The following is a 23158-nucleotide window of genomic DNA, read 5'->3' as shown; positions in this document are numbered from 1 at the left end:
TCAGGACCGCTCCCGGCGAGGCCGGCGGCGGTCCTTTTCATTTTGTCGGAGAGGGGGAAGCGGGAGAGGCCGAAGCGGGTTTGGCAGCGGCAAGCTCGGCGTCGATGCCGGCGATGAGACCCACGATGTTGGCGGTGTTGCGCCCGAGGTCGTAATAGCCGATCTGGCTGCGCGAATAGGCATAGAGGTAGGAGCCGCCGCCGCGAGCCGGCGTCACCATCACCGACAGGGTCGAGGGCATGCGAAGGAGCGGCGAATAGACGATCACCCGGAAGCGGGTGTTAACAGGGTTGGCGCCGACTTGCCGCACCTTGCCCGGCAGACGCCGCACCACCTGCTCCGCCAGGGCGAACAGGGTGGCCGGCGGCAGGTCGTAGCGGCGGGTCTCGATGTCGGGAATGCCTTTCTGGCAGTCGTCGGCCGGGCAGGCGAGCGTGTCGTTGAGCTTGCCGGTGCGCGAGGGCACCGAGAAATCATAGGGTCCGAGGTCGGCCCGACCGAACACCGCATCCCAGCTGGCTTCCCGGCCGTAGGTGTAGAAGGCGAGCACCAGGAGCAGAAACGCCCCAAACAGGGCCGCAAGCACCAAACCGAGGAAACGCAGAGGGGACATTGGCTACCGGGGTCACGAGCGCGAACGATCCCAGCTTTTAACCCGATTGAACAGGGCGCGCCAGAGGTCGGCCGAAACCGCCAGCCAGCCGGCGAGAACCGCCATGACGACGATCATCGCGAGGCTGCCCGACCGGTCGCCGGCCGGGCTGCGCGCCTCGGCGACGGCAAAGCTCATGTCGCGCGGCAGCGCCTTGACGAATGGAACGGGGTCGCCCACCGGGCGAATGGCGCCGGTCTCGGCGTCCAGGGTGGCGACGACCGGCGCGGCTTCGGCCGCCCTGACGGGGGTGAGGCTGGCGAACAGCAGCGTCACGGCCAGGATCAGCGAGGCGGCCACGGCGACGACGATGGACGCACCGGCCCCGACGGAAAGCTCGTGGTGCCCGGTGGCTGCGTTGAAGGGGGTGTCGTCGATCCTGTCGGTCATCTCTCTCGTCCTTGCCGCTCTATCGCTTTGCCACCGGATGGTGCCTCTCGCCGGTGACTTTCGATGGGCAAGAGATGCCTTGCGAATGGGTCGTGCCGATGCCGGGATTGAGGTGGGTGACGGGAGATGTCGTGGCGATTTCGTGGCGGGGTTAACACTTGGACGGTGGAGAGCTGGTGGAGAAGATTGCCTCCTTGGAAATGTGGATTTCTTTCAACGGGTTGTATGGCTGCCGCTCCATCGGCTGGTTAATGACAGGTAAACGCAAAAGCTCGCCTTTTCGGCAATCTCGGCGCCACCGCGCGCGTTCGCTCCAACCGTATCAGCAGGTTTTCGGGTCGACGGCAGCCGTTGCATTCTGCGACGATATGGTTGTATGTTACAACTATATCGGAGGCCGCCGTGAACGCCGATCCCCATGTCATCGAAGACATCCGTGCCCTGTCGCGCGCCCTGGTTCGCGACTGGGGCTTCATGGGCGGCGCCTTTGCCGGCACCGACCTGTCCCCCTCGGCGGTGCATGCGCTGATCGAGATCGAGAAGGGCGGCCTCACGGCCCGCGATCTCGGCACGGTCCTGCGCCTTGAGAAATCCAGCGTCAGCCGCATGCTGCGCAAGTTGGTGGCGGCTGGCGACGTGACGGAGACGGCGGATGAGGCCGACGGCCGGGTCAAGCGGCTGTCACTGACCGCCGAGGGTCGGACGCGGGTGGCCGGCATCCACGCCTTCGCCCGCCGGCAGGTCGGCGGCGCGCTCGCTCTCCTCAGGGCGGGCGAGGCGCGGACGGTGCTCGACGGGCTGCGTCTCTACAGCCGGGCGCTGGAGGGGCGGAGCGGGGAAGGCCCTGACGCGGTGGAGATCGTCGCCGGCTACCGTCCAGGGCTGATCGCCCGCATCACCGAGATGCACGCGCGCTACTATGCGCGCGAGCACGGCCTGGGGCGGCGCTTCGAGTGCCTGGTGGCCGGCGGACTCGCCGACTTCTGCGATCGGCTCGATAACCCGCGCAACGGCATCTGGACCGCGCAAAGGGGTGGGGAGATCGTCGGCTCCCTCGCCATCGACGGCGAGGACATGGGCGAGGGCGTCGCCCATCTGCGCTGGTTCATCGTCGGCGACGACCTGCGTGGCAGCGGCGCGGGACGGAGGCTGCTCGATAGGGCGCTTGCCTTCGTCGACGCGCATGGCTTTGCCGAGACGCACCTCTCGACCTTTGCCGGCCTCCATGCTGCCCGCCACCTCTATGAATCGCGCGGCTTCGAGCTCGCCGAGGAGCTCGCCGGCACGCAGTGGGGCAAGGCTCTGCTGGAGCAGCGCTTCGTCAGAAAATGAAAGGGGACCGGAGCCGCAGCTCCGATCCCCCATGGTCTCGCGAACTGTTCAGCGCTTACGACAGCGAGGAGGCGAAGCGCTGGATGCGGATGCAGGCCTCTTCCAGGTCCTTGGTGGCCGTGGCGTAGGAGATGCGGAAGTTGGGGCCGAGGCCGAAGGCCGAGCCCTGCACCACCGCGACGCCTTCCTGCTCCAGGAGCTCGGTGACGAAGTCGTCGTCGGAGGCGATCACCTTGCCGGCCGCCGTCTTCTTGCCGATCAGGCCGGCGCAGGACGGGTAGACGTAGAAGGCGCCTTCCGGCGTCGGGCAGTGGATGCCCTTGGCCTGGTTCAGCATGGACACCACGAGGTCGCGGCGCTCCTTGAACACCTTGTTGTTCTCGGCGATGAAGTGCTGCGGGCCGGTGAGGGCCTCCAGCGCCGCATATTGCGAGATCGACGAGGGGTTGGAGGTCGACTGCGACTGGATGGTGGCGATCGCCTTGATCAACTCGGCCGGGCCGCCGGCATAACCGATGCGCCAGCCGGTCATGCAATAGGCCTTGGAGACGCCGTTGACGGTCAGCGTGCGCGACATCAGCGACGGGTCGATCTGGGCCGGCGTCGTGAACACGAAGTCGTCGTAGACAAGATGCTCATACATGTCGTCGGTCATGATCCAGACGTGCGGATGGCGGGCGAGCACGTCGGTCAGCGCCTTCAGCTCGTCGCGGGTATAGGCGGCGCCCGACGGGTTGGACGGCGAGTTGAAGATGAACCACTTCGTTCTAGGGGTGATCGCCTTCTCCAGCGCCTCGGCGGTCAGCTTGAAGTTGGTCTCGATCGTCGCCTCGACGAAGGTGGGAGTGCCGCCGGCGAGCAACACCATGTCCGGGTAGCTCACCCAGTAGGGGGCGGGGATCAGCACCTCGTCGCCGGGGTTCAGCGTCGCCATCAGCGCGTTGTAGAGCACCTGCTTCCCGCCGGTGCCGACGGTGATCTCGGCCGGCTTGTAGACGAGGCCGTTCTCGCGCTTGAACTTGTCGACGATGGCCGTCTTCAGCTCTGGAATGCCGTCGACCGCCGTGTATTTCGTCTTGCCGTCACGGATCGCCTTGATGGCGGCTTCCTTGATGTTGTCCGGAGTATCGAAATCCGGCTCGCCAGCACCAAGGCCGATGACGTCGCGACCGGCAGCCTTGAGCTCACGCGCCTTGTTGGTGACGGCGATGGTGGCAGAGGGCTTCACACGGGCGAGCGACTGGGCAAGGAAAGACATTGAAGGACATCTCCGAACGCTGAGGGAGGTCAATCGTATCGGTTTAAATACGACGTTCCTGCTCTATTGCGGTGCGCCCGGTTGCGCAAGGCCAAACCGCATCAAAGGCAAGCAAACCAGCTTCCCGAAAATGCAAGGCGGCCGCCTGCGGGAGGCAGCCGTCGATCTTGCGGTAGGTTGGGCACTGCCATTCAGGCGGCGCGGATGCCGTCGAGCAGGGCCTTGAACTGGTCCTTGAGGCGCGTGGCGTTGTCGGCCAGCATGCGGGCGGTGGCCTGCATCTTGTCGGCGCCGGTGCCGGTTTCGGCGGCGTTGCGATAGACGGTCTCGACGCGCCGGACGACGCCGTTGGTGCCGCTCGCCACCTCGGTGATGGAGCGGGCGATCTCCTGCGTCGCCGCCTGCTGCTCCTCGGCGGCGGCGGCCACCTCGTTGGAGGCGGTGTGCATGCGCTTGATGGCCTCGCCGATGCCCTTGATGTTGCCGACGGCATTCTGGGTCGCGGCCTGCAACTGGTCGATCTGCGAGGAGATTTCCTCGGTGGCCTTGGCCGTCTGGTTGGCGAGCGTCTTCACTTCCTGCGCCACGACCGCGAAACCCTTGCCGGATTCGCCGGCGCGGGCGGCCTCGATGGTGGCGTTGAGGGCGAGAAGGTTGGTCTGCTCGGCGATGCCGCGGATCAGCTGGACGATGTCGCCGATGGTCTGGGAGCCGCTGGCCAGCGTCTGAACGTCGTGGTCGGTGCGGTCGACCTGGCCCACCGCCTCGGAGGCGAGGCGGGAGGCGGTCAGGATGCGCTCGCCGATCTCGCGGGCGCTGGTTGCCAGTTCCTCGGTGGCGCCGGCCACGGTCTGGACGTTGTCGGTGGTCTGTCCCGCCGCCTGCGACAGTTCTCCGGCGGCGTTGCTGGTCTCGCCGGCACTGCCGGACATGGCGATGGCGGTCGCCTGCATGTCGGTGGCGGCGACCGAGAGCGAGGTGACCAGCTCGCCGACCTGCCGCTCGAAGTTGGCGGCGATCTCTTCCATCATGCGACGGCGCTCGCCGGCCAGCTCGCTGTCGCGCTGCTCGGCTTCCCGCTGCAGCCGATGACGCTCGGCCAGGTCGTTGCGGAAGCTGGTGACGGCGCCGATCATCGCGCCGATCTCGTCGCGGCGGTTGGCATCGGGCAGCTCGACGGCGAGGTTGCCGCCGGCCATGCGGTGCATGGCGTCGGTGATGGCGACGATCGGCCGGGCGATGCCGCGGTTGGCGAGCAGCAGGCTGACGCCGATGCCGATGAGGATGGCGGCGGCGGCCGTTGCCAGCAGCACCATCGCCGAGCGGTCGGCCTTGGCGCCGGCTTCGGCGCGGGCGGCGGCCATCTTCTCGGAGGAGTAGGTGCTGTAGACCTTCACCTTGGCGGTGACGTCCTTCTGAGCGTCGAGCGCCTTGCCCAGCGCCGGCGCGACGGCGGCCGGATCGCCAGCGGCGGCCACATCGACCATGGCGCCGATGGCCTTGAAATAGGTCTCCAGCGAGGCGCGGATGTCCGACAGCTGGGTCTTCTCGGCGGCATCGGCCACCGCTTCCAGCTTGGGCAGGCGGTCCAGCATCTCCGACGAGCGCTTGGCGGCCTCCGTCTTGAAATCAGAGGCTTTTTCCGGCGCCAGGGCCAACTGGTAGGTCATGCGGCTGATGGCGATGATGTCGACGCGCAGGTCCATCGCCTCGCGGGCGGCCTCTTCGGCACGGCCGACGTTGGTGTAGGTCTCGGTCGTCGATTTCAGTTCGGTCCAGCCAAGGATGGCGATGGCCACAGCGACGAGCCCCACCAACAGCACAACGGCCAGGATCTTGCGTGCAATGGAGATGTTTTTCATCGGACTGTCGCCCTCGTTCGACCATGGTTCGGCAGATGGAACGATGATTGCCGAAGATATCTAATTCGAGGTTAATCAACGCTTTCCGGGATTGCCTGCACCACCGTGGACCCTTGGAAGGTTACCGGCATCCGCGTCCAGCTAGGCTGAATGGTCTTGGCCAGCAGGCGACCTGCCCTCCTCGGCAGCGGCATGACGGACGGGAGTTGGGGAGCAAAAAAAAAGCCGGGCACGAAGCCCGGCTATTAAGTTTTGGAATGCGGATCGCAGGGACGATACCGCACCTTCCAGAGGGGAACAGCTGAAGATTCGCTTTCGCCGGGAGGATGGCGAGGGAACCAACACATCAGCTAAGGTCTATATGCACCCGTGACCGGTGCAAAACAAGCAGGCAAACTGCAAATCTGCTATGCAATATCCCGGTTATTTTGCCCAAACCGTAACATCGCCGTGAAGTCTTTACGGTTTATCGGTGTTTCCCGCTAAGGGAAAACGCGAGTCTTGCACAAGATGCACAAGGATACGTTGGAGAGGGTCGCCGACCCGATGACGGCGGTCCATGGCGTCGGCTTGGCCCGGTTTCTTAATATGACCAGCGCTGGGCCTTCGACACCAGGAAGTCGCGGAAGGCGTGGACGCGCGCCGAGTTCCGGAGTTCGTCGGGATAGACGAAATAGGTGTCGTAGGAGAGGAGATCGACCTCGGGGATCAACTGCTGCAAGCCGGAATCCTCTTCCACCAGATAGTCGGGAAGAAGCGCGATGCCGACGCCGCGCTGCACCGAGTGCTTGATGGCGACGAGGTTGTTGACCCTGAGCGCCGGCAGGCGCGGATTGTCATAGGGGCGGCCGACGCTTTCGAGCCAGTTCATGTCGCGGAGATAGTTGGGCGCCGCGACGCCGAAGGTGATGATGCGGTGCTGGTCGAGGTCCTCGATGGTCTTCGGGCTGCCGAAGCGCTTGATATAGGCAGGCGAGGCGAACAGGTGGAAGTGCACCGTGAACAGCTTGCGCTGGATGAGGTCGGGCTGCGTCGGCTGGCGCAGGCGGATGGCGACGTCGGCCTGCCGCATGGCGAGGTCGAGTTCGTCGTCGTTGAGGATCAGCTGCAGCTGGACGTCGGGGTATAGGTCGACGAACTCATCGACGCGCGAGGTCAGCCAGGTGGAGCCGATGCCGACGGTGGTGGTGACACGCAGCGAGCCCGAGGGGCGTTCGCGGCTGTCGGTCAGCCGGCCCTGCACGTCTTCGAGCTTCAGGAGCACGTCATGGGCGGCACGGTAGAGCAGCTCGCCCTGTTCGGTGAGGATGAGGCCGCGGGCGTGGCGATGGAACAGCGGTACGCCGAGATCCTGCTCGAGCGCGCTGACCTGACGGCTGACGGCGGACTGACTCATGTTCAGCGTGTCGCCGGCGTGGGTGAAGCTCCCGGCATGGGCGGCGGCATGGAATATTCTGAGCTTGTCCCAATCCATCGCTACCCCCTTTGCCGCCCCCTCGGTATCGATGGCCGCTCTCGGCCACCGCTTGTTCACGTCGGGCAAGGGCCGGTCTAGCGGACCAGCCTTGTCGCGTCCTTGCTTTAGCGCATCCGCCTGCCCGAAAAGTTTGGCGACTTTTCGAGCGGGCTCGTCATTTCTTCCTACCGTGGGGCCCTAGCCAAAAAGTGTGAAAACTTTTCGGTGGCCGTTTCTACCTTGGCGCATCCTCGTTTCGGCGCAAGCCCTGAATTGCATCGTACCGCCAGTTGGTTACGCAACCTTGGTATCAGTTTCGAGGGCGCCGATGTAGCGTTCGGCCTCCAGCGCCGCCATGCAGCCCATGCCGGCCGCCGTGACCGCCTGGCGGAAATGCTCGTCGGTGACGTCGCCGGCGGCGAAGACGCCGGGCACCGAGGTGGCCGTCGAATCGGGCGCCGTCCAGATATAGCCCGACGACTTCATCCGGACCTGACCGGTGAACAGCGAAGTGGCCGGCGCGTGGCCGATGGCGACGAACAGGCCGTCGGTGGCGACATCACGCAGCTCGCCGGTCACGACGTTGCGGAGGCGAACGCCGGTGACGGACGGCGGGAAGCCTTCCTTGCCCAGCACCTCGTCGACGACGCTGTTCCAGATCACCTCGATCTTCGGGTGGTTGAACAGACGGTTCTGCATCACCCGCTCGGCGCGGAAAGCCTCGCGGCGGTGCACCACCACCACCTTCTCTGCATGGTGGGTAAGGTAGAGCGCCTCCTCGACGGCAGTGTTGCCGCCGCCGACCACCACCACGTGCTTGCCACGATAGAAGAAGCCGTCGCAGGTGGCGCAGGCGGATACGCCGAAGCCCTGGAACTTGTGCTCCGAGGGCAGGCCGAGCCAGCGCGCCTGGGCGCCGGTGGCGATGATCAGCGCATCGGTGGAATAGGTGTCGCCGGAATCGCAGGTCAGCTGGAACGGCCGCTTGGAAAGATCGACCGAGGTGACGATGTCGGAGACGAGGCGGGTGCCCATGTGCTCGGCCTGGCTGCGCATCTGCTCCATCAGCCAGGGGCCCTGGATGGCGTCGGCGAAGCCCGGGTAGTTCTCGACGTCGGTGGTGATGGTGAGCTGGCCACCCTGCTGCAGGCCGGCGATCAGGATCGGCTCCAGCATGGCGCGGGCGGCGTAGATGGCGGCGGTGTAGCCGGCCGGGCCGGAACCGATGATCAGGACCTTGGTGTGGGTGTGCGTCATGCTCGTCTCGTTTCGTTCGCCGGCCCCGGCAAGCGGGGCGGCTGGGCGGCGTCGGGCGGCGCCCGGAATCGACCGAATGGTAGGTGTCCGGCCCCAGGGTTTCAAGGCGGCGCGGCCAAGGCAGGCTTCGGCGCGGCCCGTCGTCCCCTGCCGAATGTGGCGGAGGCGACCCTCACCCTTATAATAAGTGTTCGCCGCGCCGAAAGATGCTTTCGCGGCGGCGACCGGAAATGTATGTTCTCGGCCGAAGAGAGGGCCGCCCGCGAGCCCTCCGGAGGATGCGACATGAAGGCCCGTCTCGACGCCATCGACTGGAAGATCCTGCGCGAGTTGCAGGCCGACGGGCGCATGACCAACGTGGAGCTGGCGAGCCGCGTCGGCATCTCGGCGCCGCCCTGCCTGCGCCGCGTGCGGGCGCTGGAGGAAGCCGGCGTCATCCAGGGCTACCGTGCCTTGATCGACGAGAAGACGCTGGGCTTCGACGTGACGCTGTTCGCCTTCATCTCGCTCACCTCGCAGTCGGAAGCGGAAATCCTCGCCTTCGAGGCGCGGGTGAAGAACTGGCCGCTGGTGCGCGAGAGCTGGATGCAGTCGGGCGAGATCGACTTCATCCTGAAATGCGTCGCCCCCGACCTCAAGACCTGTCAGAACTTCGTGATCGAGCAACTGACGGCGACGCCCAACGTCGGCCAGGTGCGCACCAGCCTGACGCTGCGGCAGATCAAGAACGAGCCGGTGGTGGTCTGAGCCTGGGGCGGTCAGGCCGTCCACGGCAACAGCTGCCTGTCGCGGGTCGGAGGAGCCTCGATCGGGGCGTCGTGAAGCATTTCCCCATCGAGAATGCGCTCGAAGATCTCGAGGTACTTCAGCGCCATGACCCTTGAGCTGTAGTGCTCTTTCCAGTGCTCGTGAATGGCGCGGTTGTCGTAGCGGGATGCGTCGCTCACGGCGGCGGCGAGCTCCGCGCCATCCGCCGAGAGATGGCCGAGATGCGGCTTCACCAGTTCGGGCAGCGCCCCATAGGGCGTGCCGAAGATCGGAACGCCGAAATACATCGCCTCGATGACCGCCAGACCGAAGGGTTCGTGCCAGCGGACGGGGAACAGGAGCCCGAGCGCGGTTCGTAAATGGCGGCTCTTCAGGGCGTCGTCGACCATGCCGTGGAACTTCACATGAGGGTCGAAGGTGACGCGGAAGCCCATGCGGAAGTTGACCCGCGACCCGCCGAGCACATCGAGCGGGCGGCGGCAGAGCCGGGCGACCTTGATGGCGCCCGTCACGTTCTTCACGCGCCAGGCGGCCTTGGCCAGAAAGGCCAGACGCTCGCGCCCTGCGAAGAAGTCGGGCTCGGCATAATTCTGAGGGTCCATGCCATGGTGGACCCAGACCTTGCCGCCGTGCCTCTCTGCATGGTTCTCCGAAATGAAAACCGTGTTCTGGTGGAAGGTCCGCGGCTCGTAGCTGTTGTCGTGGATTGTCTGGCATGCCGGGCGACCCAGCTCATATGGGAAACCCGAATGCGCGTGGACGATATCGATGTGCTTTGGAATCTGCGCCGCGAGGGGCTTCTGTCGATCGATGGTGACGCAGGGCGCAAAGCCGACATTCGATCCTTCGCGGCAGAAGAAGGTCACCTGGTGGCCGAGGTCGATCAGCGCGGCGCCCAGCCAGATGACCATTCTCTCCGTGCCGCCGTATTTCGGGGCAGGCAGCACGCAATCGATGAGTATTCCAACATGCATGATCTGGCCTTGAAATGATCCGACGGAGCTGTCGGCGGGGCGAGGTCAGCCTCGGGAGGAGGGGTCACCGAGGACTGCCGAACGGTCCTATGGTAACTGCCCGGTCGACTTGAAGTATTTCTCGAGGACGAGGAGCTGCACCAACTTCTCCTGCCGGTGGTCGAGGAACTGGCGGACGTAGGCGTTCGCGTTGGCCACGAGCGCCTTCGCCTCCGCGGGGTTTTTCTCGTAATGGTCGATCTTCTCGTCGAGATCCTCGTAATCGGGACGAAGCTCGACGTAATGCGTGCCGGCGATGAGCCGCCCCTCCAGGAACCAGGTCTCGAAGCGCGGCCGCGGCATCAGGCACAGCGAGTTGGATGCCATGATCCACTTGAGGTTCGTCGCGACATCGTTGCCCTCGATCGACAGGATGTAGCGGTAGCGCATCTGATCGATCGGCGACAGATAGGGCTTGGCGGCGAACCGGCCGTAAGCCTGCGGCGCCGGGCCGACATCGCAGCGCGGATTGTCATAGTGGCGCTCGACAAGCCGCTGGCGCCAGGGCAACGTCTGCACGTTGCCGCGCCAGACGGCGAGCGGCTGCTTCTCCTCGAAGGCATAGGGGTCGTCGTGGAGCTTGAAGTGCCGCAGGCGATCGAGCTTCAGCAGGATGGAGTTGCGGTTGTCGCCATCGATCGGCCGGCTTTTGACGATGGTTGGCTGATCGGGAATGTGCCTGACGTCGCCGAACAGCACCCGGCACCGCAGGGAAGGGTCAAAAAAGCGGCGTGTTTCCATGAAGTCATAGTAATAGCGGCTGCCGTCCCATGGGGTGGGCTGTCGCTCGGCATCGATAGGGTGGAGTTCGCCGACGGTCAGCTTGTTGCAATAGTCGACGCGCGCCAATAGCTCAGGGTCGGCGGAGAGGCGGTCGAGGTCCTGTCGCAAATGCTGAAGGCGCCGCGCGAAATAGGCATGGGGAACGATCTCGGCGGCGACGCCCCGGATATAGTAATCGAGGCGACGGATGGCACTTGCGAGGTCTGGTCTGTTCATGGCGGCACTCGTCGGCGGACGCGATGGGTATGTCGGCTGATGGCCGCTTTGTCCATACCGCTCGCGGGACGACCCCCGCCCTTCGTCCGCGGGCCGCGGGAACGCGGGGCGATTCGGAGCAGGATCGGTATTCGCGCGGTTGACAGCGGTGCTGCCGCGTAGCATTGCGCATGGGCTGGCTCGGCCTGCGAGACCAATGGAGAACGGACTTGGAGTTTCTGAAGCGCCGGATGGCGGGCTGGATCGGGCCGGACGAGAAGCTGGGGCCGCTGGTGCGCCTGTTCCGCTCCAATTTCCGCCCCTATGCCGCGAAATACGCCTTTGCATTCGCGATGATGTTTCTCGCGTCGGCCGCCACGGCGGCCAGCGCCTACATCATCAAGGAGATCATCAACAAGATCTTCATCGAGAAGAGCGAAGGGCTCATCTTTGTCATCGCGGCGATCATCGTCGGCATCTATTCGGTGAAGGGCGTTGCGACCTACCTGTCGTCGGTCACGCTGACCAAGATCGGCAACAGCATCATCGCCCGCATCCAGCGCCAGCTGTTCGCAAGCGTCCTCAGCCAGGACCTCTCCTTCTTTCAGACGCGGCCCCTGGGTGAACTCGTCGTGCGCGTGTCGCAGAATGCCCAGGCGGCAAGGTCCGCCATCGATCTGGTGGTCATCAGCGTCGGCCGCGACGTGTTCACGCTCATCTCGCTGCTGGCGGTGATGATCACCCAGAACCCGCTGATGTCGCTGCTGTCCTTCCTGATCGCCCCCGCTGCGATCTTCGGCATCACCCATCTTCTGCGCAAGGTTCGCCTCGCCGTGCGCCGGGAGGTGATGTCTCTGGCGCAGATCGTGACGGTCATTCAGGAGAGCGTGCAGGGCATCCGGATCGTCAAGGCCTTCGGCCTCGAGCCGCGCCTCCAGAGCCGCTTTGACCGGGCGACGCGCGACGTGGAAAGCATGTCGAACCGCATTTCGATGCTGAGCGCCCGCTCCAGCCCGCTGATGGAATCGCTCGGCGGTTTCGCCATCGCCTTCGTGGTGATGTTCGGCGGCTATCAGGTGGTGAACAACAACGCCGACCCCGGCGCCTTCTTCTCCTTCATCACGGCGCTTCTTCTCGCCTACGAGCCGGCCAAGCGGCTTGCCCGCTTCAACCTCGACCTCGAGACGGCCCTGATGGGCGTCCGCATGATGTACGAGATCCTCGATCTCAAGCCGGCCCTCATCTCGGCGCCCGACGCCGTCGAGGCCCGCTTCGACAAGGCGAAGGTGAGCTTCGACAAGGTGGACTTCGCCTATGGCGAGGTGCCGGTGCTCCGGAATTTCAGCCTGACGGCGCCGGAGAACTCCGTCGTGGCGCTGGTGGGGCCGTCCGGCGCGGGCAAGTCCACCGTCTTCTCGCTGGTGGAGCGCTTCTACGACCCGGTGGCGGGCGCCGTGAAAATCAACGACGTCGATATTCGCAAGTACACCGTCGAGTCCTTGCGCCGGCACGTGGCGCTGGTGACGCAGGACACCTTCCTGTTCGACGGCACCGTGGCCGCCAACATCGCCGACGGGCAGCCGGGCGCCAGCATGGAAGCGATCATCGCGGCGGCGCGCGACGCCAACGCCTATGACTTCATCATGGCGATGCCCGGCGGCTTCGAGGCCCGCGTGGGCGAGGGGGGAACCCTTCTCTCCGGCGGCCAGCGCCAGCGCATCGCCATTGCCCGCGCCATCCTGCGCGAGGCGCCCATCCTGCTGCTCGACGAGGCGACTTCGGCGCTGGACGCCCAGGCCGAGACGGATATCCAGGAGGCGCTGGCGCGCCTGATGAAGGGGCGAACCACCTTCGTCATCGCCCACCGCCTCGCCACCGTGCGCAACGCCGACATCATCTTCGTGATGGACAAAGGCGAGGTGGTGCAATCAGGAACCCACCGCCAACTCCTCGCCGAAGGAGGACTTTACGCCCACCTGCACGCGCTCCAGTTCAAGGAGAGGGTGGAGGAGGTGGCGGGGTAGTCACTGGCGAAATGCATGGGTCCATGCTTGGGCCACCTATCGGCGAGTTCAATCGATGTCCGAGATCTTTTTCGACCTGTCGGAGCTGTTTCTCTTTTCCGGGGTCAAGTTCAAGTACTACGGAATAGTGCGGACGGTCATGGAAGTGGCCTACGAGCTGAATCGCCTCGATCCCGAGGTGCGGTTCGTCGTCTATTCGCCGTATCACAGGCGTTTCTTCGAGGTTTTCCCTCGCGTCGGGGATGCTTCCCCGACTGGCGTGCTGGACCCCAACCTGCCCGCCTCCGCGACGCCTGTGCGGTTGCGGCAGAGCGTGTTCGATCGGAATGTCTTCAAGTCGCTGTTCTACTTCATCTGGGGCAAGATCGTCGACTTCCGCAACCGCCGACGCTGGGCGCAAATACCGGACGGAGCCGTGCGGGAGGTCGATCTCAACGGCAAGGTGCTCGTTTCTCTCGGGCGGCCCAAGTTGATGTCCGATTACCTGACGGCGATGGCCGAGGCTGGGATCAACATCAGGTTCGTTCCGCTTCTTCACGACATGATTCCGCTGCATGACTTCAGCGGGCGAACGGATTTCAAGCCGCCTCGGAACTTTGTTCACGACAACGAGGTCGCGATTCGGGCCGCGGCCCTGATCCTCACCAACTCGCATTTCTCCAGGCGCGAGGTTCTGCATTTTTCCGACTCCGGACTGCTGCCGCCGGTTCCGGAGGTCGTCGCGGTCCCTCTCTGTCATGAGATGCGGTTGACCGATGAGCCGCTTGTGACCCTGCCGCCTGAAGGCCGCTACCTCCTCGGTGTGGGTCTTTTCAACGGCAGGAAAAATCTGGAATGCGTGGTCGAGGCCATGCTGGAACTGCAGCGTCGGGGAGCGGAGGTTCCTGACCTTGTTCTCGCAGGCGGCAGGCGGAAGAAGGTGGAAACATACCTCTCGTCCGAGCGGTTCTCCTCCATCGCAAAGCATGTTCGCTTTGTCATCGATCCGAATCAGACCGAACTCCGCAAGCTGTATGAAAAAGCCTTCGCCCTCGTTCTGCCCAGCCGGATGGAGGGATGGGGGCTGCCGGTTGGTGAAGCGCTCTGGTGCGGCACGCCGGCACTGGCCGCCGACATTCCAGCGCTGCGTGAGGTCGGCGGCGATCTCGCGCTCTATTTCGACCCCGACAAGCCGGCCGATCTGGCGAATCTGCTTGTCGGTCTCCAAGCCGATCCGACTTCCTACGGAGAGCTTCGGAACAGGATCTCAGTGGCGCGTTCCGGTCTAAGGACATGGAATGACGTGGCGGGTGATGTTTTGGCGGCTGTGCGGAAGCTGCCTTGAAAAGGACGACGATGGGCTGGCTCTACACCGGAAACGAGTTCAGGGATGAAACTTGGAGAATAACGTTAACAGCGTAGAGGGTCTTCAGGTCGATCTCGATGCTTGGTTTGCCCACGACAACGCCAAGAGGTCGTATCTCAAGTACACAAAATTGAGCAGAACATCTGTGGAGAAAGTTGACTGCTCTGAGCCAAGTAGGCCGACGAATAGCTCAGGCAACTCATATCAAGCAAAAGATCTGCAGATAAACGGCAGCACGCTGTTGCCAGTTTACGGCTCTCGATCATATCAGAACTCCAGATAAATTAATCGGGGCATCCCTGAGTGAGGCGCCACTACGTGAGGTCCGATTCTCGGTTAGCTCTAGGCTCCAGACTCAATCAGGTCCACCAGATGACGATTGCCGCCAAGTAGCAAGCTGATGCGAAGTTGGCGGCGAGTTTGTCGTATCTGGTGGCGATGCGTCGCCAGTCCTTGAGGCGGCAGAAACTGCGCTCGATGATGTTGCGCCTTTTGTAGGCGTGCGGATCGAAGGGTTGGGTGTGCTTTCGGGTCGGATTGTTGGGAATGACAGGCTGGGTACCGCGCTCGATGAGGAAGCGTCGAAGTGCATCGCTGTCGTAGGCTGTGTCTGCGGCGCACAGCAAACTTGGCGGCAGTGGCGCGATGAGATCTGCGGCAATGGGTGCGTCGCCACGTTGGCCCGGCGTTATCTGGAGCGCGACGGGGCGGCCGCAACCGTCGACAACAGCATGGATTTTTGTCGTTCGCCCGCCACGAGAGCGGCCGATCGCCTGGAGGTCGGCCCCCCTTTTCCGCCGGCGGCCGAGCGATGCGCCTTGGCTGTCGTGCTGTCGATCATGTGGATGTCGCTGGACCCATTCTCCACCAGCGCCGCAAACAGACGCCGCCAGATGCCACGCGCAGACCAGCGGTGAAAGCGGTTGTAGATCGTGGTCGGCGGGCCATAGCACGCCGGACAGTCCTGCCAGCGGCAGCCTGTCTTCAGGACATGAATGATGCCGCTAATGATCCACCGGTCGTCCTTGCGATGCGCCCCGGACTGATGAGGTGGCAGCAGCGGTTCGATCGCAGCCCACTGCTCGTCGTTCAGCCAAAACTCGCCTGCCATGATCCAAACTCCATCGTTTGATGAAGTGAATCATGACGGGCCAGATTAATCAATGTGCTGATTGGGTTTTGACCCTAGCGTTTGCTATAAGCTTCAACACTATGTCTGAAGAGGCGTTCTGCTCAGGATTAGGTCGCCACTACGAACGGCGGCTGCATTCTGCCATTCAATCTGTCTGAGGGGCTGTTGCCACAGAGCCAAATAAGGAATGAACCGCTCACTCCTAAGGAAGTCAATTGTTTCCTCCAAGTGAACGTCCCCCAGAGTGTTCCTGACCAACTCGGGTTCCCACTCAAGAATAAGCTTAATTTCCGGATTACTTTTGATTAGTCCCTGCCCACCCCGTATTACGAGGGCCTCGTAGCCCTCGACGTCAACTTTGAGCGCATCAACACGCTTACCTGTGAACATTGAATCGAGGGTTGTCGTCTCTACGGTAAGCGTCTCGACGCTTTGATCGCGCTTCTCGTTAAAGTAGTTCAACCTTTCTTCAGGAACGGTGAATCCAGACATAGCGGAGTGGGTTCTAAAGTTGGCAAAGCTCGCCGTTCCAATAGAGTCGGATATGGCCATTTGGTAAGTGGTTACTATGTGCCTTGCACCATTAACGTCGACGTTTAACTCCAAAGTCCTAAAAAGGTGTGGGAGCGGCTCAAAAGAGTACACTTTTCCTTGTGGGCCAACTATTGAAGAAGCGAAAAGAGTGTGCAGCCCCACATTTCCCCCCACATCGACAAAGGTCGAGCCGGGCTCTAGAACTTGCATTAATGCACTCCTGATTTGGTCCTCCCAGCATCCATGCTCCAAAACATGCAGCGATATATGCAGATCCTTTGCGTCTAGGAAGAAGCGGTGTCCGTCCGACGTGTGAATGTAGAAATGGGACGTGTCGCTAGAAATGCAGAGTGGAACTGTTACCTTTGTTGTGGCTTGCGTTGTGGGGACCGAACAACCAGAGGCTACTTCGGTCTTAACTAAAGAGAAATTTTTAGACGCTATAATCTTCTCAGAAACTCTGTCCGCTAGGTAGTCTAGTACACGATTGAATCTTGACTGGAGATAACTCGGCATGAAATGCTCCCCCACCTTGCTTCGATCTTTCCGGTAACTTTCAATATGTCTCTACGCGTCAATGGGTAGAACGTGACGTTGCTCCCCAAGTTTGGCCAGTCGGAGTTCATTTCCGACGTCGGTCTTGTCCTGACGGATGATGGCATCGGGCGTTGGTAAGGAGCCTGTCAGTCGGGGTGCCAGAATCCCATAAGGAAAATTTGCTCAGGTTCTGTTCGCCTCGGTATCCCTAAGCCATGCAACAGTTCGCGCGACTCCTTCCTCCAGGGAGGTCTTCGGTCTGTAGCCAACTAGTGTGCTTGCTAGGTCGATGGAAGAAACACGTCTAGAATAGCCGACGGGTCGAGTAATGTCGAACGAGGGAGAAATACCGCGCCCAACCACCTTGGCAATCGTATGCGCGATCTCCGCAATGGACGTTTCGACGCCCTTACCCAAATTGAACATGGCGCCTTGAAATGGTTCCTCTCGAACTGCGGAATGGGCGATTGCTTCCGCAACATCCTCGACAAACACGAAATCTCGGGTTGCTTTTCCGTCCCCCCAAACTGAAAAGCTACCGTTGTCAGGGGTAGAAAGCGCCTTCGTGATCAGGGCCGCGACAACATGAGATGTTGTCGTATTAAAGCGATCGTATGGGCCGTATAAATTAGATGGAATTACCGTAGCCACGTCAATTCCAGCTGACAGGCAAAGCGCATTCGCAGCTAAAGAGACCGAGATTTTGGCCAAACCGTAACTACCCGTGTCGCCTGAAGGCAACCCGGTAAGCAAGTCTGATTCCGTCAGCGGAAGCTTGCAGTTCTCAGCATAGGAACAAGGAGTTCCCGCCAATACAAGTCTTCTCGGCCTTGTTTGTAGGCAGGCGTTTACTACATTGAGCCCCATTCTGAAATTGTCGAAGAAAGCCGCTACGAGATTCTCTCGCAAGTATCCAACGCCACCGACATTGGCCGCTAAATGGATGACGACGTCAGCTCCCTCGATGGCTCCAGCGATCGATTCGGCGTCCAGCAAGTCCACTTCTTTTCTGGAAATCGTCTTCACAGACTGGCCCATACGCTCCAGCGCTAGCACAACATTTCGACCCAAAAAGCCAGTCGCCCCGGTAACCGCAACTTGCATAACCCAATCCTCTTCAGTTCCTTCCAGACGCTTTGCCGCCCAGCACGTCATTGTAAATACGCAGATGCCGACTACAGGTTTCTTCCAGGGAAAACCGCGTCTGAACTGTCTTACGGTGTTTTCGCTGGACACTGTTTTGATCTTGCATGGCGGCGAACAGCCTCTCAAGTTGTGAAGCCGCCAATGAGAAATCAAAGACCTCTCTCTGGGCGTCGGTTTGCCTATAGCTTTCCTGTGTCGATGAAAACAATATTGAAGACGAGAAGCATGTATCCGACTCGGTGCGGTATACAATCATAGACATTGCATCTGAAGTAATAATCGGTACGTTATAGGCCATGCAATCGGCCAATACGGCTGAGCCGGACTGACCAACTTCCTGATAAGGAAGGAGAAAAGCATCCGTTCTTTCCATGTAATATGATTGTTCTGCCTTTGTTTTAATAAAATCCGTAAACAAAATCCTGTCCGATAGGTTCAGCTGATCGGCTTTAGATAGTATAGAGCTCCAGTAGGCCTCAGGATTTCCCTCCTTTGGGTGAAATCCGCCGGCAATCACGAGCTTAAAATTGTTCGGCAAGTGGGATAGAAGCTCTACCGCAGATAGATGCCCCTTATATCTCGAAACAAACCCGATTATTGTAAGCCACACGTCGCTTGCTTGCTTCGTGTAGATGCCTGCCGAAGTGCCTTCGACTTTGCCTATGGGCAGAGGACAGACAGAAATCTTGTCACTCAGCGACTTGGTCGCCTGCATGAGGACCCGCTGCGTACTCTGGCTATGCAGGATTACTCCCCTTGCGCGCTCCATAGCCCGAATAAGATGGAATCTAGAAATAAGTCGTCTTGGATCTATGCGGCGCAATAGCTTTCTTTTGTCTGGATTCAGTAGTTTAACCGGTAAGGTATGCATTGTTACGACGAACGGATGCCTAAGACGCTTGGTAAACCAGTCGAAGTTCACGCACGAGCGAGAGGTGCCGCTCCCGAAAAAAACAAACTCGTGCTGTATATGCACGATATCAGGATCTATCTCGTTAATCTTCTGGAGGATTCTCCTAAAATCTTTGTGAAGCTTATACTTATCTCCAAAAGATCTCCTCGTCCCCATTAAGTTCGGTAGGTCAATGGGAAATATCTCAACCTCGTCCGAGAATCCTGTTACAAGGTGTTTGGAATACTCAGCGTTTCCGCATTTCTGGTCCCAGGGTGTTAACAGTACAACTCGCATAAGAGCTCTCCGAAATTCTGATATATTGGCCTTTGGCTTCATTTCCCAGAATTTCTATGGACTCCCATTGCTCTTTCGATGTCGGCCGCGACCATTTCACGGCAAAGCTCTCGTGGAGAGATCTGGTGCTTCCATCCGAGCTGCTGGTGAGCCTTCGTCGGATCTCCGACCAAGAGGTCCACTTCCGCTGGGCGGAAGTAGCGTGGGTCAACCTGGACGAGAGGCTCCCCGGTTGCCGCATTTAGTCCCTTTTCGTCGATTCCGTGGCCTACCCAGGTAATATCTATGCCAATCTCGGCAAAGGCCCATTCTACGAACGTTCGGACCGTCGTTGTGATTCCAGTTGCTAGAACGACATCGTCCGGGCGTTCCTGCTGTAGAATCAGCCACATGCCATAAACATATTCCCGGGCGTGCCCCCAGTCTCGCTTGGCGTCGAGATTGCCAAGATATAGTATTTCTTTGGAGCCGGCCTTAATTGCAGCTACCGCGCGAGTGATTTTCCGGGTTACGAAGGTTTCCCCGCGGATCGGACTTTCATGGTTGAACAAAATTCCGTTGGATGCGTGCAGCCCATACGCTTCCCTATAGTTCACGACAATCCAGTATGCATAAAGCTTGGCAACGGCATAGGGACTTCTCGGGTAGAAGGGTGTGGTCTCCCTCTGAGGTGTTTCTTGAACGAGTCCAAAAAGCTCAGAGGTTGATGCCTGATAGAAGCGCGTCTTTTTTTCCAGCTTTAAAATTCGAATTGCCTCGAGAAGGCGCAATGTTCCAATCCCGTCAGCATTCGCTGTGTATTCCGGTGTTTCGAATGACACGGCGACATGGCTTTGCGCCGCAAGATTATAGATCTCGTCGGGCTGTATTTCCTGAACCAACCGGATTAGGTTGGCGGAGTCAACAAGGTCTCCGAAATGCAGATGGAACCGAGATTGTTCGTCTTGGGGCGCCTGGTACAGGTGATCGATGCGACCGGTGTTAAATGACGAAGAGCGGCGCTTGATTCCGTGGACGATATACCCTTTACTGAGCAGTAGCTCTGCGAGATAAGCTCCGTCTTGTCCGGTTACGCCTGTAATCAGGGCTACTTTACGCTCGTTTTCCATTTCTACTTAGTCCAATGTTCGGTTTAATAGGATAAACCTGGCCGGAACTTTTCACCCAGGATGCTCCGCAACGTGGACTGACACGTAGACAACGTGCCGGCTGGGGTCAAGGCGCCGGGCTGTGGCTGCTTGATTTTGGTATCATGTCAGGGTTGCGGATTTTGATGAACTTCGCAATCCTTTCAAATACCAATTGTGGACGGATGGTCGTTACACACAGTTGAATCTCACCAGGGGGCACCAGAGGGCAGTCGCGTTTGCGGCAAGGCGCGCAGGGCGTGGTCGCCTCCAGCACCATGGCCCGACGGCCGGCGACGCCGGTGAGGCCCGGCTTGGTGCTGAGGAAGAGGGCGACGGTGGGCCGGTCGAGGGCGGCGGCGAGGTGGGTGAGGCCGGTGTCGCAGCCGACCACCGCGCTGGCACGGCCGATCAGGCTGGCCACCTCGCCGAGCGGTGCGCGGGGAATGAGCTCGGTGCCCGGTGAGCCGGCCACGATGGCGCGGGCGGTGGCCTCCTCGGCGGCGTCGGCGTAGGTCACCTGCGGCCGCAACCCCTCGCGGATGAGTGCGTTGGCGAGTTCGATCCAGCTCTCCGTCGACCAGCGCTTGCTCGGCCATGTGGTGCCATGCAGCAGCACGACGGTGGGATCCGGCTCATCGCTCCCGTGGGCGATGCCGTAGTCGAGGGTAGCGAGGTCGGGCGCATAGCCGAGGATGGCGCCGAACAAGAGGCGCAGGCGGGCGATGGCGTGGCGGTCGCGCGGTATGGTGTGGCGCTCGCCATAGAGACGGGCGGCCAGCGGCTCGCGGGCGCTCGCCGCGTTGAGCCCGGCCACCCTGGCGCCGGTGAGGCGGGCGACCAGCGCGCTCTTCAAGAGCCCCTGGGCGTCGATGACGAGGTCATAGCGCTCGGCCCTGAGAGCCCGAATCAGGGTACGGGCAGCGCGCCAGCTTTCGGCCTTGAGCGCCGCCTTGCGCCAGGCGCGCAGGCGGATCTCGTGGACATGGCGGACGCCGGGATGCAGGCGGACGAGCGGCGCGAAGGCCGCCTCGACGCACCAGTCGACGACAAGATCCGGCCGGGCCTTCAGCGCGTCGGTCAGCGCCGGCAGAGCGTGGACGACGTCGCCCATCGACGACATCTTGACGATCAGCACCTTCATGATGGCAAGGCCAGCAGGCGGTCGGCCGCCCCGGAGACCATCGCGACGTCCAGCGTCTTCAGGCAGTTGAGGTGGCCGAGCGGGCATTCCCGCTTGTGACAGGGCGAGCAGGCAAGGTGCAGGGATATGAGTTCGCGCCGGTCGGTGAGCGGCGGCGTGTTCTCGTAGGAGGTGGAGCCGTAGACGCCGACCACCGGCACGCCGACGGCGGCGGCCACGTGCATCAGGCCGCTGTCGTTGGCCACGGCGATGCGGGCGGCGCCCAGGAGGTCGATGGCGTCCTCGAGCCGGGTCTGGCCGGTGAGGTCGATCGCCTCGGGAACGAGGGCGGTGATGGCCGCGCCCACCTCCCGGTCCTTGGCCGAGCCGAGCAGGATGGTCTTGAGGCCACGGTCGGCGAAGTGCCGGGCGAGGCCTGCGTATTTGTCCTCCGGCCAACGCTTGGCCGGGCCGAACTCGGCTCCGGGCATCAGCGCCGCGTAGCCGCCGGCTTCTAGGCCGTGGGCGGCAAGAAGCGTGGCCTGGTTGGCGGCGTCGATGGCAAGATGCGGCGGGCGGAAGGCGCCGCCATCGGCGAGCAGGTGGAACATCTCCGCCGTACGGCGCTTGCGCTCCCTAGGCAGCGGCACGATGGCGTTGAGAAGGCCGTAGCGCAGCTCGCGCAGGAAGCCGACGCGGGTGGGAATGCCGGCGAAGAACGGCACCAGCGCCGATTTCCAGCTGCCGGGCAGCACATAGGCGCGCCCGTAGCGGCCGCTGAGGGACCGGCCGACCTTGAAGCGGTCGGCAAGGCCGAACTCGCCCGCCTTGAAGGGCGCGTCGATGCGGGCGCGCGCCTCGGGCATGCGGCTGATCAGCGGCGCCGCCCAGGCCGGCGCCATCACGTCGATGGGCGAGGCGGGATATAGCTCTTTCAGCGCCGAGAGTAGGCACTGGGCCATAACCATGTCGCCGACCCAGCGCGGTCCGATCACCAGGATGCCTTTAGCCATTCCATATACTCTTTCACACCGGTCGCCACGTCGCGGAAGGCGCCGTTGTAGCCCACCCCGCGCAGCCGGCCGAGGTCGGCCTCGGTGAAGCTCTGGTAGCGCCCCTTCAGGTGGTCGGGGAAGGGAATGAACTCGATGGCGCCCTGACCAAGCGCGCCGATCACCGCCTCGGCGACGGCCTTGAAGGGCTCGGCGCGGCCGGTGCCGCAGTTGAAGATGCCCGACACGCCGCGCTTCCAGCACCAGAGGTTGACGTCGGCGACGTCGGCGACATGCACGAAGTCGCGCCGCTGTTCGCCGGGGCCGTAGCCGCCATAGGCGTCGAACAGCTTGGGGTTCTCGCCGGCCTTGACCTGGTTGAACAGGTGGAAGGCCACCGAGGCCATGCTGCCTTTGTGGCCCTCGCGCGGGCCGTAGACGTTGAAGTAGCGCAGGCCGACCACCGGCGAGTGCTCGGTGGCGGTGAAGACGTTGCGACGGACGTAGTCGTCGAACAGCTTCTTGGAATAGCCGTAGACGTTGAGCGTCCGCTCGAACTCCGGCTCCTCGCGGAAGGTGTCGCCGCCGCCATAGGTGGCCGCCGAGGAGGCGTAGAGAAAGGGGATCTTGCGGCGCAGCGCGTAGTGGAGCAGCGCCTTGGAATAGGCGTAGTTCACCTCCATCACATACTTGCCGTTCCATTCGGTGGTCGCCGAGCAGGCGCCCTGATGGAAGATGCCGTCGATTTCCAGGGTTTCGTCGCGCTCGACGCGGGCGAGGAAGCGGTCCTTGTCCTCGTAGTCGGCAATGGCGAGGTCGGCGAGGTTGCGGAACTTGGTGCCGTCGGTCAGGTCATCGACGACGAGGATGTCGCTCCGACCTTCGGCATTGAGAGCGGCAACGATGTTGCTGCCGATCATTCCGGCGCCGCCGGTAACGATGATCATGCGGTTGTCCTCAGCATGGCGGCCCCTCCGGGCGCGGTCGGAAAATCTGGTAACACTTTTCGGTCCGATGCTCTAGAAGATGTGCGACTGTCCCAA

19 protein-coding genes and 1 pseudogene are annotated in these 23158 nt (G+C 62.0%); 4 read left to right on the top strand and 16 right to left on the bottom strand.

The window, feature by feature from the left end; translation table 11 throughout:
• Positions 1-37: 37 nt before the first annotated feature.
• Together CXZ10_RS11035 and CXZ10_RS11030 are read right to left on the bottom strand one after the other, a co-directional pair.
• A complete protein-coding gene (locus CXZ10_RS11035; RefSeq protein ID WP_101289215.1) occupies positions 38-613 on the bottom strand; it encodes a DUF1499 domain-containing protein in 576 nt (191 codons plus the stop codon).
• 12 nt (positions 614-625) lie between these two features.
• On the bottom strand, positions 626-1042 hold the full coding sequence (locus tag CXZ10_RS11030; RefSeq protein ID WP_101289214.1) for a hypothetical protein: 417 nt from the start codon (positions 1040-1042) through the stop codon (positions 626-628).
• A 402-nt stretch (positions 1043-1444) separates the two neighbouring features.
• On the opposite strand from CXZ10_RS11030, the gene CXZ10_RS11025 reads away from it, so the two are divergent.
• On the top strand, positions 1445-2374 hold the full coding sequence (locus tag CXZ10_RS11025) for a bifunctional helix-turn-helix transcriptional regulator/GNAT family N-acetyltransferase (protein ID WP_244617213.1): 930 nt from the start codon (positions 1445-1447) through the stop codon (positions 2372-2374).
• Between the two features lie 55 nt (positions 2375-2429).
• Here CXZ10_RS11025 and CXZ10_RS11020 read toward each other — a convergent pair whose 3' ends face one another.
• The 4 genes from CXZ10_RS11020 to trxB form a co-directional block, all read right to left on the bottom strand.
• A complete protein-coding gene (locus CXZ10_RS11020; RefSeq protein ID WP_101289213.1) occupies positions 2430-3632 on the bottom strand; it encodes a pyridoxal phosphate-dependent aminotransferase in 1203 nt (400 codons plus the stop codon).
• Positions 3633-3823: 191 nt separating this feature from the next.
• Complete coding sequence (locus CXZ10_RS11015; protein WP_101289212.1) at positions 3824-5494, bottom strand: methyl-accepting chemotaxis protein; 1671 nt, start codon at positions 5492-5494, stop codon at positions 3824-3826.
• Between the two features lie 583 nt (positions 5495-6077).
• Positions 6078-6968 (bottom strand): LysR family transcriptional regulator, encoded by an 891-nt coding sequence (locus CXZ10_RS11010; protein ID WP_101289211.1) that lies wholly within the window; start codon positions 6966-6968, stop codon positions 6078-6080.
• Positions 6969-7244: 276 nt separating this feature from the next.
• Positions 7245-8207, bottom strand: a complete 963-nt coding sequence (trxB, locus tag CXZ10_RS11005; protein WP_101289210.1) for a thioredoxin-disulfide reductase — start codon at positions 8205-8207, stop codon at positions 7245-7247.
• 285 nt (positions 8208-8492) lie between these two features.
• Between trxB and CXZ10_RS11000 the strand changes: the two genes are divergently transcribed.
• On the top strand, positions 8493-8954 hold the full coding sequence (locus CXZ10_RS11000) for an Lrp/AsnC family transcriptional regulator (protein WP_101289240.1): 462 nt from the start codon (positions 8493-8495) through the stop codon (positions 8952-8954).
• An 11-nt stretch (positions 8955-8965) separates the two neighbouring features.
• Here CXZ10_RS11000 and CXZ10_RS10995 read toward each other — a convergent pair whose 3' ends face one another.
• Both CXZ10_RS10995 and CXZ10_RS10990 read right to left on the bottom strand, forming a co-directional pair.
• Positions 8966-9886 carry a glycosyltransferase gene (locus CXZ10_RS10995; RefSeq protein WP_180335954.1) on the bottom strand — a complete coding sequence of 307 codons (921 nt, stop codon included), beginning with the start codon at positions 9884-9886 and terminating at the stop codon, positions 8966-8968.
• A 150-nt stretch (positions 9887-10036) separates the two neighbouring features.
• On the bottom strand, positions 10037-10987 hold the full coding sequence (locus CXZ10_RS10990; RefSeq protein ID WP_101289208.1) for a glycosyl transferase family 90: 951 nt from the start codon (positions 10985-10987) through the stop codon (positions 10037-10039).
• Between the two features lie 209 nt (positions 10988-11196).
• Between CXZ10_RS10990 and CXZ10_RS10985 the strand changes: the two genes are divergently transcribed.
• Both CXZ10_RS10985 and CXZ10_RS10980 read left to right on the top strand, forming a co-directional pair.
• Positions 11197-12990 carry an ABC transporter ATP-binding protein gene (locus CXZ10_RS10985; RefSeq protein WP_210199906.1) on the top strand — a complete coding sequence of 598 codons (1794 nt, stop codon included), beginning with the start codon at positions 11197-11199 and terminating at the stop codon, positions 12988-12990.
• A 55-nt stretch (positions 12991-13045) separates the two neighbouring features.
• Positions 13046-14314 carry a glycosyltransferase gene (locus CXZ10_RS10980; RefSeq protein ID WP_101289207.1) on the top strand — a complete coding sequence of 423 codons (1269 nt, stop codon included), beginning with the start codon at positions 13046-13048 and terminating at the stop codon, positions 14312-14314.
• 380 nt (positions 14315-14694) lie between these two features.
• Here the strand turns inward: CXZ10_RS10980 and CXZ10_RS10975 are convergent.
• The 8 genes and pseudogenes from CXZ10_RS10975 to rfaD all read right to left on the bottom strand — a co-directional run bounded on the left by CXZ10_RS10975 (position 14695) and on the right by rfaD (position 23062).
• Positions 14695-15446, bottom strand: a pseudogene (locus CXZ10_RS10975) (IS5 family transposase).
• A gap of 99 nt (positions 15447-15545) precedes the next feature.
• A complete protein-coding gene (locus CXZ10_RS10970; RefSeq protein WP_101289205.1) occupies positions 15546-16517 on the bottom strand; it encodes an FkbM family methyltransferase in 972 nt (323 codons plus the stop codon).
• A gap of 204 nt (positions 16518-16721) precedes the next feature.
• The gene (locus CXZ10_RS10965) at positions 16722-17642 is read right to left on the bottom strand and encodes an NAD-dependent epimerase/dehydratase family protein (RefSeq protein WP_180335953.1); all 921 of its coding nucleotides are present in this window, start codon (positions 17640-17642) and stop codon (positions 16722-16724) included.
• A gap of 13 nt (positions 17643-17655) precedes the next feature.
• The gene (locus CXZ10_RS21905) at positions 17656-18753 is read right to left on the bottom strand and encodes a glycosyltransferase (protein ID WP_342587949.1); all 1098 of its coding nucleotides are present in this window, start codon (positions 18751-18753) and stop codon (positions 17656-17658) included.
• A gap of 158 nt (positions 18754-18911) precedes the next feature.
• Positions 18912-19982 carry a GDP-mannose 4,6-dehydratase gene (gmd, locus tag CXZ10_RS10955; RefSeq protein WP_101289202.1) on the bottom strand — a complete coding sequence of 357 codons (1071 nt, stop codon included), beginning with the start codon at positions 19980-19982 and terminating at the stop codon, positions 18912-18914.
• Positions 19983-20088: 106 nt separating this feature from the next.
• A complete protein-coding gene (gene waaC, locus CXZ10_RS10950) occupies positions 20089-21144 on the bottom strand; it encodes a lipopolysaccharide heptosyltransferase I (RefSeq protein WP_180335951.1) in 1056 nt (351 codons plus the stop codon).
• Positions 21141-22136, bottom strand: a complete 996-nt coding sequence (gene waaF, locus CXZ10_RS10945; RefSeq protein ID WP_101289200.1) for a lipopolysaccharide heptosyltransferase II — start codon at positions 22134-22136, stop codon at positions 21141-21143. The genes waaC and waaF overlap by 4 nt, the downstream gene beginning before the upstream one ends.
• Positions 22115-23062 carry an ADP-glyceromanno-heptose 6-epimerase gene (gene rfaD / locus CXZ10_RS10940; protein ID WP_101289199.1) on the bottom strand — a complete coding sequence of 316 codons (948 nt, stop codon included), beginning with the start codon at positions 23060-23062 and terminating at the stop codon, positions 22115-22117. Before rfaD ends, waaF begins: the two co-directional genes overlap by 22 nt.
• Between the last annotated feature and the right edge of the window lie 96 nt (positions 23063-23158).

Source organism: Pleomorphomonas diazotrophica (genome assembly GCF_002844595.1).
GTDB lineage: Bacteria > Pseudomonadota > Alphaproteobacteria > Rhizobiales > Pleomorphomonadaceae > Pleomorphomonas > Pleomorphomonas diazotrophica.
Note: the sequence above shows the minus strand (reverse complement) of the source record. Positions and strands in the feature narration are given on the sequence as shown.

What these genes read in the sequence shown, in the direction of transcription:
- CXZ10_RS21905 (WP_342587949.1), bottom strand. Translation starts at nt 18,753, where the DNA reads ATGGGGACGAGGAGATCTTTTGGAGATAAGTATAAGCTTCACAAAGAT.
- gmd (WP_101289202.1), bottom strand. Translation starts at nt 19,982, where the DNA reads ATGGAAAACGAGCGTAAAGTAGCCCTGATTACAGGCGTAACCGGACAA.
- CXZ10_RS11000 (WP_101289240.1), top strand. Translation starts at nt 8,493, where the DNA reads ATGAAGGCCCGTCTCGACGCCATCGACTGGAAGATCCTGCGCGAGTTG.
- CXZ10_RS11035 (WP_101289215.1), bottom strand. Translation starts at nt 613, where the DNA reads ATGTCCCCTCTGCGTTTCCTCGGTTTGGTGCTTGCGGCCCTGTTTGGG.
- CXZ10_RS11015 (WP_101289212.1), bottom strand. Translation starts at nt 5,494, where the DNA reads ATGAAAAACATCTCCATTGCACGCAAGATCCTGGCCGTTGTGCTGTTG.
- waaF (WP_101289200.1), bottom strand. Translation starts at nt 22,136, where the DNA reads ATGGCTAAAGGCATCCTGGTGATCGGACCGCGCTGGGTCGGCGACATG.
- CXZ10_RS11030 (WP_101289214.1), bottom strand. Translation starts at nt 1,042, where the DNA reads ATGACCGACAGGATCGACGACACCCCCTTCAACGCAGCCACCGGGCAC.
- rfaD (WP_101289199.1), bottom strand. Translation starts at nt 23,062, where the DNA reads ATGATCATCGTTACCGGCGGCGCCGGAATGATCGGCAGCAACATCGTT.
- trxB (WP_101289210.1), bottom strand. Translation starts at nt 8,207, where the DNA reads ATGACGCACACCCACACCAAGGTCCTGATCATCGGTTCCGGCCCGGCC.
- waaC (WP_180335951.1), bottom strand. Translation starts at nt 21,144, where the DNA reads ATGAAGGTGCTGATCGTCAAGATGTCGTCGATGGGCGACGTCGTCCAC.
- CXZ10_RS10990 (WP_101289208.1), bottom strand. Translation starts at nt 10,987, where the DNA reads ATGAACAGACCAGACCTCGCAAGTGCCATCCGTCGCCTCGATTACTAT.
- CXZ10_RS10965 (WP_180335953.1), bottom strand. Translation starts at nt 17,642, where the DNA reads ATGCAAGTTGCGGTTACCGGGGCGACTGGCTTTTTGGGTCGAAATGTT.
- CXZ10_RS11010 (WP_101289211.1), bottom strand. Translation starts at nt 6,968, where the DNA reads ATGGATTGGGACAAGCTCAGAATATTCCATGCCGCCGCCCATGCCGGG.
- CXZ10_RS11020 (WP_101289213.1), bottom strand. Translation starts at nt 3,632, where the DNA reads ATGTCTTTCCTTGCCCAGTCGCTCGCCCGTGTGAAGCCCTCTGCCACC.
- CXZ10_RS10980 (WP_101289207.1), top strand. Translation starts at nt 13,046, where the DNA reads ATGTCCGAGATCTTTTTCGACCTGTCGGAGCTGTTTCTCTTTTCCGGG.
- CXZ10_RS10970 (WP_101289205.1), bottom strand. Translation starts at nt 16,517, where the DNA reads ATGCCGAGTTATCTCCAGTCAAGATTCAATCGTGTACTAGACTACCTA.
- CXZ10_RS10995 (WP_180335954.1), bottom strand. Translation starts at nt 9,886, where the DNA reads ATGGTCATCTGGCTGGGCGCCGCGCTGATCGACCTCGGCCACCAGGTG.